Genomic DNA, 14,063 nt, shown 5'->3' with positions numbered 1-14,063 from the left:
GTCCGGCCCGCGTGATTCAAGCTCCCGAACTGACGGGGGTGATGATGGACAACCTTTTCTGGCTGACCGACGAGCAGATGGAGCGGCTGCGGCCCTTCTTTCCCAAGAGCCATGGCAAGCCGCGCGTTGATGACCGACGCGTCCTGAGCGGCATAATCTTCATCAATCGCAATGGTTTGCGGTGGTGTGACGCACCTCAGGAGTATGGCCCTGCCAAGACGCTTTACAACCGATGGAAGCGGTGGGGCGACATGGGGGTCTTCGCCCGGATCATGATGGGGCTGGCGTCCGAAGGCACCGACGAGAAGACGGTCATGATCGACGCGACATACCTCAAGGCGCATCGCACGGCTTCGAGCCTGCGGGCGAAAAAGGGGGGTCTGACGACAAGCGCGGGCGTCTGATCGGGCGCACGAAGGGCGGGCTGAACACGAAGCTGCACGCCGTGACAGATGCCAAGGGCCGCCCCTTGAGGTTCTTCATGACGGCGGGCCAGGTCAGCGACTACACAGGTGCTGCAGCCCTTCTGGGCAGCCTGCCAGCCGCCGAATGGCTGATCGCAGACCGGGGCTACGATGCCGACTGGTTCCGGGAAGCGTTGGAAGACAAAGGGATACGACCCTGCATCCCAGGCCGAAAGTCGCGCGGCAAGGCCGTTCGATACGACAAGCGGCGCTACAAGCGGCGGAACCGGATCGAGATCATGTTCGGCAGGCTCAAGGACTGGCGCCGGATCGCAACGCGCTACGACAGGTGCGCCAGGGTCTTCCTCTCCGCCGTCGCACTGGCCGCGACCGTCATCTTCTGGCTTTGACGATCAATGAGTCTGGAGCCTAGAGTCCGCCGCTATCTCCGCCTTCGACTTCCGCCCCCGTTCGGTCGCGGATTTCAGCTGGCCGCAGGCGGCCATGATGTCCTCGCCGCGCGGGGTGCGGATGGGGCTGGCGTAGCCGGCCTTGTAGATGATGTCGGCGAAGGCCTCGATGCGCTCCCGGCTTGACCGCTGGTAGGGCGCGCCGGGCCATTCGTTGAAGGGGATCAAGTTGATCTTCGCGGGGATGCCGCGGATCAGCTGGACCAGCCGGCGCGCGTCGGCGTCGCTGTCGTTCACGCCGTCCAGCATCACGTATTCGAAGGTGATCCGTTCGCTGTTCGACAGCCGCGGGTAATCACGCAGCGCGTCCAGCAGGGTCTTGATGTTCCAGCGCCTGTTGATCGGCACCAGCCGGTCGCGCACATCGTCGGTGGTGGCGTGGAACGACACTGCCAGCAGGCAGCCGATCTCCTCGGCGGTGCGGGCGATTTCCGGCACCACGCCGCTGGTGGACAGGGTGATCCGGCGGCGCGACAGCGACAGGCCCTCGCCATCCATCACCACCTTCATGGCGTCGCGCACGCCCTCGAAATTGTACAGCGGCTCGCCCATGCCCATCAGCACCAGGTTGCTGACCAGCCGGGTCTCGTCCTTGGGCGCGCCGGGCTGCGGCCATTCGCCCAGATCGTCGCGCGCCACCATCAACTGGCCGACGATCTCGCCGGGCGTCAGGTTGCGCACCAGCTTCTGCGTGCCGGTATGGCAGAAGGAACAGGTCAGCGTGCAGCCGACCTGGCTGCTCACGCACAGCGTGCCGCGGCCTTCCTCGGGAATGTAGACGGTCTCGACCTCGTGGCCGCCGGCGATCCGCAGCAGGTATTTCCGGGTGCCGTCGGCGCTGACCTGCCGCGTTACGACCTCGGGCAGCGCGATCTCGAAATGCCGGGCCAGCAGGGCGCGATAATCCTTGGCCAGATTGGTCATCTGCGCGAAATCGCGGACCCCCCAGTGATAGACCCACTGCCAGACCTGCCCGACGCGCATCCGCGCCTGCCGCGCGGGCGTGCCGGCGGCGATCAGCGCCGCCTGCAACTGGTCGCGGGTCAGCCCGACGATATTCGTCAGACCGCCCTCGGGCAGCTTGCGGGGAAGGGTCAGGACATCCTGCGTGATCGGGGCGGACATGGGAACTACCGGGGTTGCGCGTGAAAGACCTGCAGATAGGCGAAACAGGGCCGCAAATCAACCGGCCGCGCCGCCCCATCTGCTGTGCGCAAATATCCCGGGGGGAGTCGCCCTCGGGCGACGGGGGGCAGCGCCCCCCCTTCCGCCCTACTTGCAGCGTTCCTGCGCGGTGTTGGTCGCGGCGGTGATGCCCGACAGGCTGAAGCTGTCCTTGGTGGTGGTGCCACGCGCCGAGCGGCCGGTGACAACCGCGGTCGAGCCCGCGCGCAGCGCGCCGATCAGCTTGCCGTCCTCGGACGGGCTGCCGGTCCAGGCGCTTTCGCCTTCTGTGAACAGGTTGAACTTCTGCCCGCCGATATCCAGCTCGACGGTGGAATCCGGCGCAAAGGGATAGCCGCCGGCAAAGGACACCTCGCCGCCCTGGCCGGGGCGATAGGCGACATACAGGCGGATGTCGCCACGCGTCACCTCGACCTCCTTGCCGTCCTTGGTGTTCAGGGTCGATTTCGGCGGCGAGACCGCCCAGCACTCCTTCGGATTCTCCGCGGCGAAGACGGTCCAGTCGCCCTCCGTCGCTACGACATTGGTCGATTCCTGTGCCGCGGCCGTGCCCAGCCCCGTCATCAGGACCGCGAGTGCTGCCATGCCTCGCAGCGTGGTGGTCGTCATGCTCTGGCCTCCTGCCATTCGTTTCGCCGCTCGGGGCCTTGTTCCCCGATCGCTAGGGTCTTTTCAACCATCTGCGCGCAGGATATCCAAAATCATTGCGCACAAAAGAGCGCAAGGCAGGAAATCGCGCGATTGTCAGGGGGAAAGCGATGCGGTCGGCCGATCTGATCGAATTGTGGCGCGGCGGGCGCCGCGAAAGCATTCATCGCGGCCATGCGGTGATCTGCGACCGCAGCGGCGTGCTGGAAGCCTGGGGCGCCCCGTCGCGGGTGATCTTCCCGCGCTCGTCCTGCAAGATGATCCAGGCGCTGCCGCTGATCGAGAGCGGCGCGGCCGATGCGGCCGGACTGACCGACCGGCAGCTGGCCCTGGCCTGCGCCAGCCATGACGGCGCGCGGATGCATGTCGAGGCGGTTGGAGACTGGCTCGACGGGATCGGCATGGCCGAACCCGACTTGCGCTGCGGCTGCCACATGCCGCGCGACCGCGAGGAAAACCGCCGGCTGACCTGTTCGGATGGCGCACCCAGCCAGCTGCACAACAACTGCTCGGGCAAGCATGCGGGGTTCCTGACGCTGAACCGCCATCTGCGCGGCGGCCCCGAATACATCGAGCCCGACCACCCCGTCCAGCAGGCGGTCAAGGCGGCCTTCGAAGAGGTCACCGACGAGGTCAGCCCCGGCTTCGGCATCGACGGCTGCTCGGCCCCGAACTGGGCCTGCACCCTCGAGGGGCTGGGCCGCGCCATGGCCGCCTTCGCCGATCCCGGCCAGGACCGGCGCGGCCAGGCGATGCGGCGGCTGGTCGATGCGATGCGCGCCCATCCCGAGATGGTGGCCGGCGAAGGCGCCGCCTCGACGGTTCTGATGCGCGCCACGCAAGGGCAGGCCGCGGCCAAGGAAGGCGCCGAGGCGGTGTTCGTGGCAATCCTGCCCGAACGCGGCATCGGTGTCGCGCTGAAGGTCGTCGATGGCGCCAGCCGCGCCAGCGAGGCCGCGATCACCGCCCTGCTGGTGCATCTGGGCGTGCTGGACGCCGACGATCCCGCCGTGGACCGCCACCTGCCGAAGTCGATCCGCAACTGGCGCGGCATGGACACCGGCGACATGCGGACCTCGACCGGCTTTCCGGCCTAGGCGTCACGAATTCGACGCATGTTTCTGGTTATCTGTGCGCGGACGGTGCCCCCCGGTCCGTCCGTCGCGACAGAATAGCCGGCGCCCCTTTGGCAGAGCGGGCGTCGGCCGCCTCAGCTTGCCAGCAGCTGCCAGATCAGGCGCAGCGCCAGCGCCGTCGAGGTCACGACCAGCAGCGGCTTGATCAGCCGCGCGCCGATCCGCGCCGCCAGCCGCGCGCCAAGCGCGGCACCGGCGATCTGCGCCACCCCCATGCAGACGCCCAGCAGCCACAGCGGCTGGCCGACCAGCGCAAAGGTCAACAGCCCCCCGAGATTCGAGAACAGGTTCAGAAGCTTGGTATGCGCGGTCGCCTTCAGCACGCCATATCCCGCCAGGCTGACAAAGGCGATCATGTAGAAAGAGCCGGCCCCCGGCCCCACCAGCCCGTCATAGAACCCGATCAGCGGCACGATGCTGGCGGTGAACAGCGCCGGCCGCATGCGGCGCACCCGGTCCAGATCGTTCAGCCCCGGCTTCAGCGCGAAGAACAGGGCGATGCCGATGAGGATCACCGGCAACGCGATCCGCAGCGCCTGGGTCGGCAGGTGGCTGACCAGTGCGGCGCCCGCGACGCCGCCCAAACCGGCCAGAAGGGCCGCGCGCCCTTGCGTGCGCAGATCGACCAGCCCGCCACGGGCATAGCTGAACGCCGCCGTCGCCGCGCCGAACACGCCCTGCACCTTGTTGGTCGCCAGCGCCTGTGCGGGCGGCACGCCCGCCAGAAGCAGCGCCGGCACGGTGATCAGCCCGCCGCCCCCGGCGATCGCGTCGATGAAGCCCGCGGCGAAGCCGGCCGCGATCAGCAACAGCAGGATGTCGAGGGACAAGTCGATCATGGCCCGCGATTGCCCTGCCGGCGCGGAATTGTAAAGCGGCCGGGGCGACGCGGCATTCACAGCCGCGCGGATGCGTGAAAGACTGGTGCGGGCAGGATGGAGGGCAGGATGATCGACCGCTTGGGCCTGGCGCACCGGCTGGTGCAGGCGCCGATGGCGGGCGTCTCGACCCCCGAACTGGCCGCGGCGGTCTGCGAGGCCGGGGGGCTGGGCTCGGTCGCGCTGGGCGCGCTGGCGCCCGATGCGGCGGCGCAGGCGATCCGGGCGACGGCGGCGCTGACCGCCCGGCCCTTCGGCGTGAACCTGTTCTGCCACAGGCCCGCGCGGCGCGACCCGGCGCGCGAGGCCGCATGGCTGGGGCGCCTCGCGCCCGAATTTCACCGCTTCGGGGCCAGCCCGCCGCAGCAGCTGTCCGAGATCTACGACAGCTTCCGGGGCAACGACGCCATGCTGCGGGTGCTGCTTGACCTGCGACCCGCGGTCATCAGCTTCCATTTCGGCCTGCCCGAGGCCGGGCAGTTGCAGGCGCTGCGCGAGACCGGCGCTCTGCTGATCGCAAGCGCCACCAGCGCCGACGAGGGACGGCGCATCGCCGGGGCCGGGCTGCACGGCATCGTCGCACAGGGCTGGGAGGCCGGCGGGCATCGCGGCATCTTCGATCCCGAGGCCGGGGATGACAGGCTGGACTGCCTGTCGCTGCTGCGCAGTCTTGCGCCCATCGGCCTGCCCCTGATCGCGGCGGGCGGGATCATGGCCCGAAGCGATGCGCGCGCCGCGTTGCAGGCGGGCGCCGTTGCGGTCCAATGCGGCACCGCCTTCCTGCTGGCGCCCGAAGCCGCGACCAGCGCCCCGCATCGGGCCGCGATGGCCGCGGGGCAGACGGTGATGACGCGGGCAATCTCGGGCCGGCCGGCGCGCTGCCTTGCCAACCGCTTCACCGAGATCGCGGATGCCGGGGCTGCCGACTATCCTCTGGCCTATGATGCAGGCAAGGCGTTGAACGCCGCCGCGCTGGCGCGGGGCGAGGCGGGCTATGGCGCCTTCTGGGCAGGCCGCGGTGCGGCAGGCGCGGTGGCCCGGCCCGCGGCCCGGACGGTGCAGGCGATCAGCCCGTGACGAAGTCGGCGGCGCGGTAGCCCTGAAGATACAGCAGCGCGGTCAGGTCGCCGTGGTTGATGCGAACCCGTGCCTGCGCGGCCACGGCGGGCTTGGCATGCAGCGCGACGCCGCATCCGGCACGCTGCAGCATTCCCAGATCGTTGGCCCCGTCGCCCACCGCGATGACCGCGTCGGGGGTGACGCCGCGCGCGGCGCTGATGCGATGCAGCGCCGCGACCTTGGCCTCGCGGCCCAGGATCGGCTGCGCGACCTCGCCGGTCAGCAGCCCGTCCCGCGCCAGCAGGGTGTTGGCGCGGTCCTCGTCAAAGCCAAGCCGCGCGGCGACCGGCCCGGTAAAGGCGGTGAACCCGCCCGAGACCAGTGCGGCATAGCCGCCATGGGCGCGCATCGTGGCCACCAGCACCTCTCCGCCCGGCGCCATGGTGATGCGCTGGTCCAGAACCTCGGCGATGACGGTCTCGGGCAGACCCTGCAGCAGGGCGACACGCTCGGTCAGGGCCGCGTTGAAATCCAGCTCGCCGTTCATGGCGCGGGCGGTGATCGCGGCGACGCGCGGCCCGACGCCCGCCATGTCAGCCAGCTCGTCGATGCATTCCTGTCCGATCATGGTCGAATCCATGTCTGCCAGCAGGATCGACTTGCGCCGCCCCCCGGCAGGCTGGATGGCAAGGTCGATGCCCGCCGCCTGCAGCTCGGCCCAGACCGTTTCGGCGTCGTCGGGCCGCTGGGCGATGTCGAATTCGGCGGCGATGCCCGGATCGAGCCAGCGCGGCCCGCTCCCCGCCCACATGCGCGCCAGCCCATCCAGAAGGGCGCTTTCCAGATTGGCCTTCGCCGGTGCGGCGATCAGCGAGACGGTGAACATGGGCACTTCCTTCTGCGGCTGCCCATGCGATCTAGGCCAAAGCGCGCCGCGCTGCCAGAGGCCCCTGAGGCAGGCAGGGCGCCACCGGGGCGGGGTCAGCTTTGCGTCTGGCTCTGACTCTGGCGTTGCAGGGCCTCGACATCCTCGACCTGCACGGCGACCGACAGGCGCTCGGCCCCCTGCCCCAGGGCGATGCCGCGGATCGGCGCGGCATCGGGCGCGTCCAGCCCCGATCCCAGCCGCACATAGCGTTCATCGGGGCAGCAGGCATTGGCCGCGTCGAAGCCGACCCAGCCCAGCCCCTCGACATGGATCTCGGCCCAGGCGTGTGCGGCGTCATGCGCGGTGCCGTCGCTGGTCGAATGCAGATAGCCCGACACATAGCGCGCCGGCAGCTCGTGCAGCCGCGCCAGCGCGATCAGCACATGGGCATGATCCTGGCAGACGCCCTCGCCCTGCTCCAGCGCCTCGGCGGCGGTGGTCGCGGCCTCGGTCACGCCGGGCCGATAGGCGATCCGGTCGCTGACCGCCGCCGACAGCCTGTGCGCCAGGTCCAGCCGGTCGGTCCCGGCCCCGACGGAGCCGGCAAGCTCGCGCAGCGCCTCGGCGGGTCTGGTCGCCTTGGTGTCGCGCAGATAGGCCAGCGGGTGGATCATCTCGCGGTGGCCGCGCAGCACGCCCGCGGTGTCGCGCGTGTCGACCCGGCCCGTCACGCTGACCACGATCTGTTCGGCGGGGCCGCGCACCGTCCAGCCCGAGATCCAGTCGCCGGCGCCGTCGCGGAAACCCGGACCCCGCAGCCCGCCCGATACCTCGATCTTCCAGTCCTGAAGCTTCTGCCCCTCGAAGACCGAGGGCGTCAGCCGCAGGCTTTGCACGATGTTGCGCAGGGGCGGATCATAGCGGTACTCGGTCTGGTGAGAAATGGCCAGTTTCATCGCTCATGCGCCTCCCAGCAGATAATCCTCGTGCACGCGCACCGAGATGGTGCCGATCTCGCCGATGAACCAGCTGAGGAATTCGTGCAGCCCTTCGTCGAAGATCATGTCGATGTCGCGCGCCTGCAAGGCGGTCAGCACCTCGCGCGACTTGTCGCGCGCCGCGGTCGGCGCGGTCTCGCCATAGCGCTTGGCCAGGCCCTCGAGATGCCAGACCGCCTCGTAGAGCGAGGTGATCAGCGATCGCGGACTTTCGCCGTTCAGGATCAGGAAATCGGCCACCCGGCCCGCCGACACGTCGCCGCCATAAGCCCAGTGATAGGCGCGGTGCGCCGACAGCGCCCGCAGGATCACCTGCCACTGGTAGGTGTCAAGGCCCGAGCCCACGAACTCGATCCGCGGCAGCAGCACGAAATACTTGACGTCCAGAAGCCGCGCGGTCGCGTCCGCGCGTTCCAGCCCGTAGCCCAGATGCATGAAGTGCCAGCCGTCATTGCGCAGCTGGGTCGAGTTGATCGCGCCCCGCACCGTCGCCGTGTGGCCGGTGGTGAAATCGGTCAGCGAGGCCGTGTCCAGCTTGTCACGCGGCGTCTTCGAGATCCGGCGCAACTCCTGATAGGCCACGTTCAGCGCGTCCCAGACCTCGCTGGTCAGCGCGGTGCGCACGATGCGGCCGCTTTCGCGGGCCTTCTCGATGCAGGAAAACACCGAGGACGGGTTGTCGCGGTCGAAGAAGATGAATTCCTCGATCTTCTCCTGGGTTATCTCGCCATACTTCTCGGCAAACAGGTCCGAGGTTCCCGAGGCCTGCAGCAGCGAGTTCCACTCGTTCTGATAGCCGGTCTCGGTATTGGGCAACAGCGTGATCCGCTGGCCCACATCCAGCAGCCGGGCGGCGGTTTCGGCGCGTTCCAGGTGACGGCCCATCCAGAACAGATTGGTTGCGGTGCGGCTGAGCATCTGTTGTCCCCCTTATTCCGACAGGACCCAGGTGTCCTTGACACCGCCGCCCTGGGACGAGTTGACCACGAGGCTGCCCTCGCGCAGCGCCACCCGCGTCAGCCCGCCGGGGACCAGCTCGATCCGGTCGCCGCAGAGGCAATAGGGTCGCAGGTCGACATGGCGGGGCGCGATGCCCTCCTCCACGAAGGTCGGGCAGGTCGACAGCGCCAGCGTGGGCTGGGCGATGTAGTTCGAAGGATCGGCCTCGATCTTCTTGCGGAACGCCTCGATCTCGTCCTTGGTCGATTTCGGGCCGACCAGCATCCCGTATCCGCCCGAGCCATGCACCTCCTTGACGACCAGATCGCCAAGGTTCGCCATGACATGCTTGTAGTCGTCGTCCTTCCACAGGGTCCAGGTCTGGACGTTGTTCAGGATCGGCTGTTCGCCGAGGTAGAACCGCACCATCTCGGGCACGAAGGTGTAGATGGCCTTGTCGTCGGCCACCCCTGCACCCGGCGCCGAACAGATGCTGACCCCGCCCGAGCGATAGATGTCCATCAGCCCGGGGATGCCCAGCATCGAGTCGGGGCGGAAGCACAGCGGATCCAGATAGGGATCGTCGATCCGGCGGTAGATCACGTCGACGCGCTTGGGACCCTGGGTGGTGCGCATGTAGACGAATTCGCCATCCACGAACAGGTCCTGCCCCTCGACCAGTTCGACCCCCATCAGGTTGGCGAGGAAGCTGTGCTCGTAATAGGCGCTGTTGAAATGCCCGGGCGTCAGGATCACGCAGGTCGGTCGGTCGGTGCATTTCTGCGGCGCCACCGATTCCAGCGTGCGGCGCAGCAGTTCGGGATACTGGTCCACCGGCTCGATGCGGTTGTTGCGGAACAGCTGCGGAAACATCCGCATCATGATCTCGCGGTTTTCCAGCATGTAGCTGACGCCGGACGGGGTGCGGCAATTGTCCTCGAGGACGTAGAATTCATCCTTGCCGGTGCGCACCAGGTCGATGCCGATGATGTGGCTGTAGACCCCGCGCGGCGGCACGACGCCAACCACGGCCTTCTCGTAGGCCTCGTTCTGGTAGACCAGCCGGGCGGGGATGCGGCCGGCCCGGACGATCTCGGCCCGGCCATAGACGTCGCGCAGAAAGGCGTTCAGCGCCCGCGCCCGCTGCTTGATGCCGCGTTCCAGCTTGCGCCATTCGGCCTGCTCGAAGACGCGGGGCATCATGTCGAAGGGGATCAGCCGGTCGGGGTCGCCGCCCTCGCCATAGACCGCGAAGGTGATCCCGATGCGCCGGAACAGCGCCTCGGCCTCGGCCTGCTTCATCTGCCGGAAATCGGCAGGCATCGTCTCGACCCATTCATTCAGGCGCGCATAGGGATCACGGACCCGGGTGCCTTCAAACATCTCGTTGTAATAGGACATCTTCCCCCCGCTGTGGAACGGCGCCCCTCAATGGGCTTCTTATGCCGGAATGATCCGAGAGAGGTATCCCGAAGTCCACATCAGAACCCACCCGATTGCGGGAAAGTTCCGCATTTCCCGGCCGGTGCTGACGACGCGCCCGGCGATTGGCGGGCGCGTTGCCGTAAATTTGTGCAGCCTTACAGCAATTCGAGGGCGATCGCCGTGCCCTCGCCGCCGCCGATGCAGATCGCCGCGACACCGCGCCGCCCGCCCCGGGCCTTCAGCGCATGCAGCAGGGTGACGATGATCCGCGCCCCCGACGCGCCGATCGGATGGCCAAGCGCGCAGGCGCCGCCATTGACGTTCACGCGGTCATGGCCCAGCCCCATCCGCGCCATGAAGGCCATCGGCACGACTGCGAAGGCCTCGTTCACCTCCCACAGATCGACGCTGTCGCGGCTCCAGCCGATCCGGTCCAGCAGCTTCTCGGCGGCCGGCACCGGTGCGGTCGGGAACTGGCCGGGTGCCTGCCCGTGGCTGGCATGGCCGACGATGCGGGCGAGCGCGCCTTCCGCCGAGGCGCCGATGACCAGCGCCGCCGCCCCGTCCGAGATCGAGCTGGAATTGGCCGCCGTCACCGTGCCGTCCTTCCGGAAGGCCGGCTTCAGCAGCGGAATCCGGTCGGGCCGCGCCTTGCCGGGCTGTTCGTCGATCTCGACCAGCGTCTCGCCCGCGCGGCCGGGAACCGCCACTGTGGCGATCTCGTCGGCAAAGCCGCCCGTGTCGATCGCCGCCTTGGCCCGCGCCAGGCTCTCCAGGGCATATGCGTCCTGCGCCTCGCGGCTGAAGGCGAACTCGGCCGCGCAGTCCTCGGCGAATGTGCCCATCAGGCGGCCCTTGTCATAGGCATCCTCAAGGCCGTCCAGGAACATGTGGTCGATCACCTGGCCATGGCCCAGCCGCGCCCCGGCCCGCATCCCGGGCAGCAGGTAAGGGGCGTTCGACATGCTTTCCATGCCGCCCGCGACGACCAGATCGGCGCTGCCGGCGCGGATCGCATCATCGGCCATCATCACCGCCTGCATCCCCGACCCGCACATCTTGTTCAGCGTCGTCGCCGGCACAGTCTGCGGCAGCCCCGCGGCGAAGCCTGCCTGCCGCGCCGGGGCCTGGCCCTGACCGGCCGGCAGGACGCAGCCCATCAGCAGCGCCTCGGGCCGGTCGGCCGCGACGCCCGCACGCGACAGCGCCGCCCGGATCGCCACCCCGCCCAGCTGCGCGGCGGCCACCCCGCCCAGATCGCCCATCAGCCCGCCCATCGGCGTGCGGGCCGCCCCCAGAACATATGCCTGTCGAATTGTCATGATCCCTCCCCTGAGCCCTCTGTTCCCGCTTACCGGATGGTAACCTTTTGCGTCTAGTCACGGCAGAAGGAATGCGAAGCGAGGGACCGACATGCAATTCACCGTTACCGAGACCGAGAACCGACTGGTCATCACCGTGGCCGAGGCGCGGATCGACGCGGCGATTGCGACCCGCTTCAAGGACAAGCTGCGCGAGGTGGTGCTGCGCCACCGCAAGCCCGTCGAGATGCTGATGGGCGCGGTGGACTTCATGGACAGTTCGGGCCTCGGCGCGATGATCGCGGTCCGCAAGGCACTGCCGGACAACCTGCCGCTGGTGCTGAAGGACCTGACCCCCAATGTCGAGCGCGTGTTCCGGCTGACGCGCATGGACACCGTCTTCGACATCCGCCCCGCAGCCGCTGACGAGGAACAGACCGAATGACCTCAACCGAACGGCAGAATGCCGGGCTGAACGGGCAGATCTCGACCCGCACCCAGCCGATGTTTCACCGCGTCCTGCACGCCCAGCCGACCCGCGTGCGCGAGACGCTGACCGCCATCCGCACCCGCTTTCGCAGCGAAGTCAGCGACGACACGCTGGGCCGGCTGGAACTGGTGCTGGCCGAGGTGATGAACAACGTCACCGAACATGCCAGCCTTGCCGACAGCGCCGCGGATGCCGGGCAGCAGCCCTCGATCCATATCAGCATCGTGCGCCACGACACCGGCCTTGCCTGCGCGATCTCGGATGACGGGGTATCGCTGCCCGAGGAATGCCTGCTGCCGCGCGGCCTGCCGGTGATGGACCTGACCGACCTGCCCGAGGGCGGCTTCGGCTGGTATCTCATCCAGGACCTGACCCAGGCGCTGTGCTATTACCGCGAGGAACAGCGCAACTTCCTGGCCTTCAGCATTCCCTTTACGGACCAGACCGGCGGCCGCTGACGCGCCCGCACCGCCGTCGGGGCGACCGCCCGGGGCTGCGGCAGGGTCCGTCGTGCCGGTCAGCCCGCCGCGTCAGTTCAGAGGCCCGGCCAGCGGGTAGCGGCCCTCGCTGAAGTCGCCGAACATGTCCAGCACGTCGGGATGTTCCAGCGGCTCGCCCGAGGCATCCGGCACGAGGTTCTGCTCCGATACATAGGCGACGTAATAGGTCGCCTCGGTCTCGGCATAGAGATGGTAGAACGGCTGGTCCTTGGCCGGGCGCACATCTTCGGGGATGGAATCGTACCACTCCTGGGTATTGGCGAATTCCGGATCGACATCGAAGATCACGCCCCGGAACGGCCGGTTGCGGTGCCGCACGACCTGACCCAGACTGAATTTCGCGATGCGGCTATGCGATTGTATGCGCAGAGTTTCCACCATTTGCCCGATCCTTCGCCAGACTGACACGCCTTCTAGCGCCTGATGCCGATTCTGTCCACCGGATCGCCCGAATTTGCATCATCCGCAGGATTCGCGCCCGGCCCGGGCCTAGTTCGCAGGCAGCGCCTCGGCGCCTGCGGCAAACAAGGGCACGGTCGAGATCGCCATCTTGGCCGACCCTTCCGTGATCTGGTTGGCATGAGCGAGGTAGATCAGCACCTGATTGGCCTCGTCATAGATGCGCTTGACCCGCAGCGACTTGAAGATCAGCGACCGGCCCTCGCTAAAGACATCCTCGCCATCCGAGCCACGACGGATCTGGCTCAGATCGATCGGCCCGGTCTGCGCGCATTCGATGGCGCTGTTGGACGGGTCCTCGAACCAGTTCCCCTGACTCAGCCGATCCAGGACCGACCGCTCGAAATAGGCCAGATGGCAGGTGACGCCGCCGACCTTGGGATCGCGGATCGCCTCGACAATCACGTCATTGCCGACCCAGTCCACGCCGATCTTCGCCACCTCCTCGCCCGCCGCCGCCACCGGCATCAGCGCCAGCAGCGCAACCACGACCCTAAAGCGCATCTTCCGTCTCCTGCTGCAAGGGCACCCTGCCGTCGTCGGTCAGCAGATGCACCATTCCGTCCTCGATCACCACTGCGCATAGCGGCCGGCCATAGGCGGCCCCGCCATCGACATTCAGCCGGTTCGGATACCACCTTGCCGTCTTGATCGCCGTGTGGCCATGCACGACCAGCGGCCCGTGATCGGCCCTGCTGTCCAGGAACCCGGCGCGGATCCAGACAAGGTCATCCTCGGCCTGGTCGCGCAGATCGACGCCGGGCCGGATCCCCGCATGCACCACCAGCGCCTGCGGATGCAGGAACCACAGGGGCAGCGAGGCCAGGAAGTCGCAATGCGCCGCGGGCACCGCGCGAGCGGCCTCGGCGCGCAGCTGCGCGCGCGGCAAGGTGGGGTCGATCCCATAAGAGGCCAGCGTGGCAGCCGCGCCCAGCCCCGGATGATCGACCCAATGCTGCCCCGAACTGAGCCCCGGATCGACCCAGGACGGCCGCTGCAGGAATTGCGGCAGGAAGCGGTCGTGATTGCCCCGCGTGACCACCCAGTTGCGACCGTCCCGCCGGCCGCGCAGCAGGTGCTCGACCACACCGCGCGAATCGGGGCCGCGATCGATCAGGTCGCCGACATGGGCGATCAGCGCATCGCGCCCGCCATCCCGGAACACCCGCTCATGCGCGTCCGTCAGCAGGTCCAGCTGGCCGTGAATGTCGCCGATGGCATAAAGCCGCATGCTGCCTCCTGTCAGGTCTCCGGGACAGATGAACGTCGCCGCACCGGTCGAGGTTGCGCGCCGGCAGGCCCG

At 68.3% G+C, this 14,063-nt stretch carries 16 protein-coding genes; 5 read left to right on the top strand and 11 right to left on the bottom strand.

Annotated elements, in window-relative coordinates:
• Positions 1–44: 44 nt before the first annotated feature.
• A protein-coding gene (locus Q5Y72_RS06265; protein WP_305962655.1) for an IS5 family transposase occupies positions 45–814 on the top strand; the annotation gives its coding sequence in 2 pieces (ribosomal slippage) (positions 45–381 and positions 381–814; 771 coding nt in all).
• Positions 815–817: 3 nt separating this feature from the next.
• Here Q5Y72_RS06265 and rlmN read toward each other — a convergent pair.
• Positions 818–1,999, bottom strand: coding sequence for a dual-specificity RNA methyltransferase RlmN (gene rlmN, locus Q5Y72_RS06260; protein WP_305962536.1), 1,182 nt, complete (start codon positions 1,997–1,999; stop codon positions 818–820).
• 147 nt (positions 2,000–2,146) lie between these two features.
• Complete coding sequence (locus Q5Y72_RS06255) at positions 2,147–2,668, bottom strand: invasion associated locus B family protein (protein ID WP_305962535.1); 522 nt, start codon at positions 2,666–2,668, stop codon at positions 2,147–2,149.
• A gap of 149 nt (positions 2,669–2,817) precedes the next feature.
• On the opposite strand from Q5Y72_RS06255, the gene Q5Y72_RS06250 reads away from it, so the two are divergent.
• Positions 2,818–3,804, top strand: a complete 987-nt coding sequence (locus Q5Y72_RS06250; protein ID WP_305962534.1) for an asparaginase — start codon at positions 2,818–2,820, stop codon at positions 3,802–3,804.
• A 113-nt stretch (positions 3,805–3,917) separates the two neighbouring features.
• Here the strand turns inward: Q5Y72_RS06250 and Q5Y72_RS06245 are convergent, their stop codons facing one another.
• On the bottom strand, positions 3,918–4,682 hold the full coding sequence (locus tag Q5Y72_RS06245; protein ID WP_305962533.1) for a TSUP family transporter: 765 nt from the start codon (positions 4,680–4,682) through the stop codon (positions 3,918–3,920).
• 108 nt (positions 4,683–4,790) lie between these two features.
• Between Q5Y72_RS06245 and Q5Y72_RS06240 the strand changes: the two genes are divergently transcribed.
• The gene (locus Q5Y72_RS06240) at positions 4,791–5,798 is read left to right on the top strand and encodes an NAD(P)H-dependent flavin oxidoreductase (RefSeq protein WP_305962532.1); all 1,008 of its coding nucleotides are present in this window, start codon (positions 4,791–4,793) and stop codon (positions 5,796–5,798) included.
• On the opposite strand, the gene serB is transcribed toward Q5Y72_RS06240, so the two are convergent.
• The 5 genes from serB to Q5Y72_RS06215 all read right to left on the bottom strand — a co-directional run bounded on the left by serB (position 5,788) and on the right by Q5Y72_RS06215 (position 11,326).
• On the bottom strand, positions 5,788–6,666 hold the full coding sequence (serB, locus tag Q5Y72_RS06235) for a phosphoserine phosphatase SerB (RefSeq protein WP_305962531.1): 879 nt from the start codon (positions 6,664–6,666) through the stop codon (positions 5,788–5,790). The genes Q5Y72_RS06240 and serB overlap by 11 nt on opposite strands.
• Before the next feature lie 95 nt (positions 6,667–6,761).
• A complete protein-coding gene (locus Q5Y72_RS06230; RefSeq protein ID WP_305962530.1) occupies positions 6,762–7,604 on the bottom strand; it encodes a transglutaminase family protein in 843 nt (280 codons plus the stop codon).
• 3 nt (positions 7,605–7,607) lie between these two features.
• Positions 7,608–8,564, bottom strand: a complete 957-nt coding sequence (locus Q5Y72_RS06225; RefSeq protein WP_305962529.1) for an alpha-E domain-containing protein — start codon at positions 8,562–8,564, stop codon at positions 7,608–7,610.
• 12 nt (positions 8,565–8,576) lie between these two features.
• Positions 8,577–9,986, bottom strand: a complete 1,410-nt coding sequence (locus Q5Y72_RS06220) for a circularly permuted type 2 ATP-grasp protein (RefSeq protein ID WP_305962528.1) — start codon at positions 9,984–9,986, stop codon at positions 8,577–8,579.
• 179 nt (positions 9,987–10,165) lie between these two features.
• Positions 10,166–11,326 carry an acetyl-CoA C-acyltransferase gene (locus tag Q5Y72_RS06215; RefSeq protein ID WP_305962654.1) on the bottom strand — a complete coding sequence of 387 codons (1,161 nt, stop codon included), beginning with the start codon at positions 11,324–11,326 and terminating at the stop codon, positions 10,166–10,168.
• A 97-nt stretch (positions 11,327–11,423) separates the two neighbouring features.
• Here Q5Y72_RS06215 and Q5Y72_RS06210 point away from each other — a divergent pair, with 97 nt between their 5' ends.
• Together Q5Y72_RS06210 and Q5Y72_RS06205 are read left to right on the top strand one after the other, a co-directional pair.
• Complete coding sequence (locus Q5Y72_RS06210; RefSeq protein WP_305962527.1) at positions 11,424–11,756, top strand: STAS domain-containing protein; 333 nt, start codon at positions 11,424–11,426, stop codon at positions 11,754–11,756.
• Positions 11,753–12,259, top strand: coding sequence for an ATP-binding protein (locus Q5Y72_RS06205; protein WP_305962526.1), 507 nt, complete (start codon positions 11,753–11,755; stop codon positions 12,257–12,259). The genes Q5Y72_RS06210 and Q5Y72_RS06205 overlap by 4 nt, the downstream gene beginning before the upstream one ends.
• Before the next feature lie 72 nt (positions 12,260–12,331).
• Here the strand turns inward: Q5Y72_RS06205 and hspQ are convergent, their stop codons facing one another.
• From hspQ to Q5Y72_RS06190, 3 genes are all read right to left on the bottom strand, one after another.
• Complete coding sequence (gene hspQ / locus Q5Y72_RS06200) at positions 12,332–12,682, bottom strand: heat shock protein HspQ (RefSeq protein ID WP_305962525.1); 351 nt, start codon at positions 12,680–12,682, stop codon at positions 12,332–12,334.
• A 108-nt stretch (positions 12,683–12,790) separates the two neighbouring features.
• Positions 12,791–13,264 carry a CreA family protein gene (locus Q5Y72_RS06195; protein WP_305962524.1) on the bottom strand — a complete coding sequence of 158 codons (474 nt, stop codon included), beginning with the start codon at positions 13,262–13,264 and terminating at the stop codon, positions 12,791–12,793.
• The gene (locus Q5Y72_RS06190) at positions 13,254–13,991 is read right to left on the bottom strand and encodes a metallophosphoesterase (RefSeq protein WP_305962523.1); all 738 of its coding nucleotides are present in this window, start codon (positions 13,989–13,991) and stop codon (positions 13,254–13,256) included. The genes Q5Y72_RS06195 and Q5Y72_RS06190 overlap by 11 nt, the downstream gene beginning before the upstream one ends.
• Positions 13,992–14,063 lie beyond the last annotated feature (72 nt).

This window comes from Paracoccus spongiarum (assembly GCF_030732095.1).
Classification (GTDB): domain Bacteria; phylum Pseudomonadota; class Alphaproteobacteria; order Rhodobacterales; family Rhodobacteraceae; genus Paracoccus; species Paracoccus spongiarum.
This window is presented reverse-complemented; position numbering and strand designations above follow the sequence as displayed.